Source organism: Caulobacter sp. B11, from assembly GCF_002737765.1.
Classification (GTDB): Bacteria; Pseudomonadota; Alphaproteobacteria; order Caulobacterales; family Caulobacteraceae; genus Caulobacter.
This window is the reverse complement of sequence record NZ_PEGG01000215.1, coordinates 1-4,536: the sequence shown is the minus strand read 5'-3', so window position 1 is coordinate 4,536 and position 4,536 is coordinate 1. Positions and strand designations below refer to the sequence as shown.

At 66.9% G+C, this 4,536-nt stretch carries 6 protein-coding genes; 5 read left to right on the top strand and 1 reads right to left on the bottom strand.

All coding sequences use genetic code 11. The features are described 5' to 3' along the window. The 4 genes from CSW58_RS09405 to pth form a co-directional block, all read left to right on the top strand. A partial coding sequence (locus tag CSW58_RS09405; protein WP_099447101.1) for a ribose-phosphate pyrophosphokinase occupies positions 1–708 on the top strand: 708 nt, incomplete at its 5' end. Between the two features lie 119 nt (positions 709–827). Then, positions 828–1,925 (top strand): hypothetical protein, encoded by a 1,098-nt coding sequence (locus tag CSW58_RS09400; protein WP_099447102.1) that lies wholly within the window; start codon positions 828–830, stop codon positions 1,923–1,925. Positions 1,926–2,078: 153 nt separating this feature from the next. After that, a complete protein-coding gene (locus CSW58_RS09395) occupies positions 2,079–2,675 on the top strand; it encodes a 50S ribosomal protein L25/general stress protein Ctc (RefSeq protein ID WP_099447100.1) in 597 nt (198 codons plus the stop codon). A gap of 104 nt (positions 2,676–2,779) precedes the next feature. Then, positions 2,780–3,400, top strand: coding sequence for an aminoacyl-tRNA hydrolase (gene pth, locus CSW58_RS09390; RefSeq protein ID WP_099447099.1), 621 nt, complete (start codon positions 2,780–2,782; stop codon positions 3,398–3,400). A gap of 12 nt (positions 3,401–3,412) precedes the next feature. Here the strand turns inward: pth and CSW58_RS09385 are convergent, their stop codons facing one another. Further along, the gene (locus CSW58_RS09385; RefSeq protein WP_099447098.1) at positions 3,413–3,769 is read right to left on the bottom strand and encodes a phage holin family protein; all 357 of its coding nucleotides are present in this window, start codon (positions 3,767–3,769) and stop codon (positions 3,413–3,415) included. Positions 3,770–3,974: 205 nt separating this feature from the next. Here CSW58_RS09385 and CSW58_RS09380 point away from each other — a divergent pair. Beyond that, positions 3,975–4,536: RNA polymerase factor sigma-32 (locus CSW58_RS09380; RefSeq protein ID WP_143755148.1), on the top strand; the 562-nt coding region annotated here is incomplete at its 3' end.

Genomic DNA, 4,536 nt, shown 5'->3' with positions numbered 1-4,536 from the left:
GCGTCGGGCAAGCGGATCACCGCCGTCCTCCCCTATTTCGGCTATGCCCGCCAGGATCGGAAGACCGGCGGCCGCACGCCGATCTCGGCCAAGCTGGTGGCCAATCTGATCACCCGCTCGGGCGCCGACCGCGTCCTGACGATGGATCTGCACGCCGGCCAGATCCAGGGCTTCTTCGACATTCCCACCGACAACCTGCCCTCGCGCCTGCTGGCCGAGGACATCCGCGGCAAGTACCCGCTGGGCGACGACCTGATGATCGTCTCGCCCGACGTCGGCGGCGTGGTTCGGGCCCGCGCCTTGGCCAAGCGCCTCAACGACGCCGACCTGGCCATCGTCGACAAGCGCCGCTCGGGCCCCGGCCAGAGCGAGGTGATGAACATCATCGGCGACGTCTCGGGCCGCCGCTGCATCCTGTTCGACGACATCGCCGACTCGGCCGGCACCCTGTGCAACGCGGCCGCCGCCCTGGTGGCCCAGGGCGCGATCTCGGTCAGCGCCTATGTCACCCACGGCGTGCTGTCGGGCGCGGCCGCGGATCGGGTCGCCAATTCGGTGCTGACGGAACTGGTGGTCACCGATTCCATCGAGGCCTCAGACCCGGTCAAGGCCTGCGCCAAGATCCGCTACGTGTCCTGCGCGCCGCTGATCGGCGAGGCCATCCGCCGGATCGCCAACGAAGAGTCGGTCTCCAAGCTGTTCGATTGACGGCAGACTCCGGCGCTTACGGCCAGGCTCGTCAAGGCGCGGTTAACGGGATGGCTGTCACATTCTTGCCCATCGCCAATGATAGTGGCGCATACAGTCTCATGGGGAAGTTCTCGCCGATGCCCGCCCACCTGCGTCCGCGCGCCGCGCTGACGGCGATCGGCCTCGCCGCCGCCACCTTCCTGGCCAGCTGCAGCACCCCGCCGCCGCCGCCGCCGCCGCCCGTCGTGATCGCCCCGCCGGCCCCGCCGCCGATCACCCTGTCGGAGTCGATCGTCGTCAAGGCCAGCGCCTTCCGGGGCTATATGCAGCGCGCCGGCGCCATTACGCCCGACTTCACCGACGGCCAGCAGATCGCCGACTCGCTGAAGGTCGGGGTCGCTTACGAGCCCAAGCAGTTCCTCTCGGGCGCCATGGCCTATGCCGCCGTGCTGGCCTTGCAGGATCCGACCTTCGTCGCCTCGGCGCGGGCCTTCGCGGCCGATCCCGACCAGCGCCGGCAGGTCATCGCCCAGATCTATGCCGATCCCGCCTATGTCGTGGCCTTCAAAGGGTCCGACAGCGCCGCCGCCGCCGGCCTGATCATCGACACCCTCGGGTCCGACGGCCTGAAGGTCTATCAAGCCGGCAAGCGCGTGAAGCAGGCCGCCTATGACGTGCAGCGCGCCAACTGGTCCAAGGCCTCGGTGCCGGATCGCGACGTGCGCCTGGCCTATGCCAAGACCATGTCCGCCACGCCGCTTCTGGCCGAGTCAGCCGATGTCGCCCTGCTGCAGCAGGCCTCGATGGGCGGCGCGCCGCTGGCCCTGGCGCCACGGGCCGCCGAGGCGCCCTACAAGCCCCTGGTGATCCGCGGCATGGCCGTCGCCGCCCTGGCCGCCCTGGGCGCGGCCGGTGACGACAACCTCGCCAATGTCGAGGCGATCATGGCCGAGCCGGCCAGCGCCAGCTGCGTCAACATGGGCAAGCTGAACCTCTACCAGTGCCTGGCGGTGGCCAAGCCGCACTACGAGGACGTGTTCTGCCTGGGCCAGCACATCCTGATCGACACCGGTCAGTGCGTGATTAAGGCTTCCGGCGCGCCGATGCCGGCCGAACCCCCGCCGCCGCCGCCGCGCGTCCTGCCGGTCAAGACCTCGATCATCGACGGCGGCGCCGGATCCAATTCCAGAGCCGCCAAGCTCGCCGCCGCCAAAAAGGCCGCCAAGCGCAACTAGGCGCGACGCAGGATCAGGAACGGCCGGCCGTTGCATCGGCCGGCCGTTCTGTGTAATTAGCGCGACCCAAAAAACAGTCGACCGAGCGGGGCACTTCAGTCCTGTGCGGCGATTTCACATTTCGAGAGCACCGGCTCTCCAGAGAGACACATCATGTCCGACATCATTTTGAACGTTGAAGTTCGCACCCGCGCCGGCACCGGCGGCGCTCGCGAAACCCGCCGCGCCGGCAAGATCCCGGGCATCCTCTACGGCGCCGACAAGGATCCCGTGAGCATCTCGGTCAAGGCCAACGAATTCCGCAAGTCGCTGCACACCGGCAAGCTGCTGGGCCACCTGGTGACCCTGCAGTACGGCGAGGAAAAGCAGTCGGTCATCGCCAAGGCGATCCAGTTCCACCCGGTCACCGACGAGCCGATCCACTTCGACCTCTTCCGCGTCAGCGAGCATCAGCTGATCAAGATCCAGGTTCCCGTGCACTTCAAGAACCACGACATTTCGGTCGGCATGAAGAAGGGCGGCTCGCTGGAGATCGTCCGTCACACCGTCGAGCTGGCCTGCCCGGCCGACTCCATCCCTGAAGAACTGGTCATCGATCTGGCCGCCCACGACATCGGCGACACCATCCGCATCTCGGAAGTGAAGCTGCCGGAAGGCGTGCGTCCCGCCCAGGAGCGCGATTTCGTCATCGCCAACCTGAAGGCCTCGGCCGCCGCTCAATCGGACGACGGCGACACGACCGTCGCCTAAGGCTTTCGGGTCGGATCTCCGATCGACCATGGAACGGGCGGGCTTTCGGGCCCGCCCGTTTTGCATTTGCGCCTTGAGCCGGCGCCACCTTCAGGACCACCGCCATGCTGATCCTCGCCGGTCTCGGCAATCCCGAGGCGAAGTACGAAAAGAACCGGCACAATGTCGGGTTCATGGCGCTCGACGCCCTGGCCCGCAAATGGTCGACCGGACCGTGGCGCGCGCGCTTCCAGGGCCTGGCCTGTGACGGGCTGGTCGAGACCCCGGCCGGGCCGGTCAAGCTGCTGTTGCTCAAGCCCAAGACCTATTACAACGAGAGCGGCCGCGCCGTCGGCGAGGCGATGAAGTTCTTCAAACTCAAGCCGACCGACGTGATCGTCTTCCATGACGAGATCGACATGGCCCCCGGGCGCTTCCGCATGAAGGCCGGCGGCGGGGCGGCGGGTAATAACGGCGTGCGCTCGATCACCAGCCAGGTGGGCGACACCTTTCGTCGCGGCCGGATCGGCGTGGGCCATCCGGGCGACAAGGACATGGTCATGCACTATGTGCTGGGCGACTTTCACAAGGCCGAGCACCAGTGGCTGGACCCCATGCTCGACGCCCTGGCCGACGCCCTGCCCTTCGCGGCGGCCGGCGATGACGAACGCTATCAGGCCGAGGTTATGCGCCTGGCCCCGGCCCCCAAGGCCGACCCGCGCAAGGCCGCCAAGTCCGCCGACTGACCGCTGCCCGCTCTAGTCGGCCGCCCGGCCATCGCCGATCAGCAGGTGGCCGAACCAGCTGACCACCCCGACCACGATCGCCCCGAACACGCCGGCCCACAGGCCGTCGACCGTGAAGCCCTTGAGGAACAGGCCAACCAGGCCGAGCATGGCGGCGTTGACCACGAACAGGAACAGACCCAGCGTCGCCAGGGTGAGGGGCAGGGTCAGGACAAAGACCACCGGCCGAACCACCGCATTGACCATGCCCAGCAGGATCGCGGCGGCCAGCAGGCTCGTCCAGCCGCTGAAGGCGATGCCGGGGACGATTTCCGCCGCCAGCCACAGGCCGAGCGCGGCGAACAGCGCGCGAATAAGGAAGCGGGTCATGGCGGGCTCCGGGTGGGTCAAGCTGGGCCTGACTTGGCCAGGATCGGCGACAAGCGCAAGGGCTGGCAATGTCCACCGCGCCGGTCGGACATTACAATTGTGTTATCGGCCTTACCTTCACAGCAACGCCTTCCTATCTGATCCGTTCTAAGGGGATGATGGCGCGCGGCCCGCGTGCGGGTCCGTTGAGCCAAGGGGATTGTCTATGGCCGTGAATTCACTCTCGGTGATGTCGCCGGACGGCGGCCTGTCACGTTATCTGACCGAAATCCGCAAGTTTCCGATGCTCCCCAAGGACGAGGAGTTCATGCTCGCCCAGCGCTGGAAAGAGCATCAGGATTCCGAAGCCGCCCACAAGATGGTCACCAGTCACCTGCGCCTGGTGGCCAAGATCGCCATGGGTTATCGCGGCTATGGCCTGCCGATCGGCGAAGTGATCTCCGAAGGCAATGTCGGCCTGATGCAGGCGGTCAAGAAGTTCGAGCCCGACAAGGGTTTCCGCTTGGCCACCTATGCCATGTGGTGGATCCGCGCCTCGATCCAGGAATATATCCTGCGCTCGTGGTCGCTGGTGAAGATGGGCACGACCGCCGCCCAGAAGAAGCTGTTCTTCAACCTGCGCAAGGCCAAGAGCCAGATCGAGGCCTTCCAGGACGGCGACCTGCGTCCCGACCAGGTCAGCGCCATCGCCACCAAGCTCGGCGTGCTGGACAGCGAGGTCATCTCGATGAACCGCCGGCTGTCGGGCCCCGACGCCTCGCTGAACG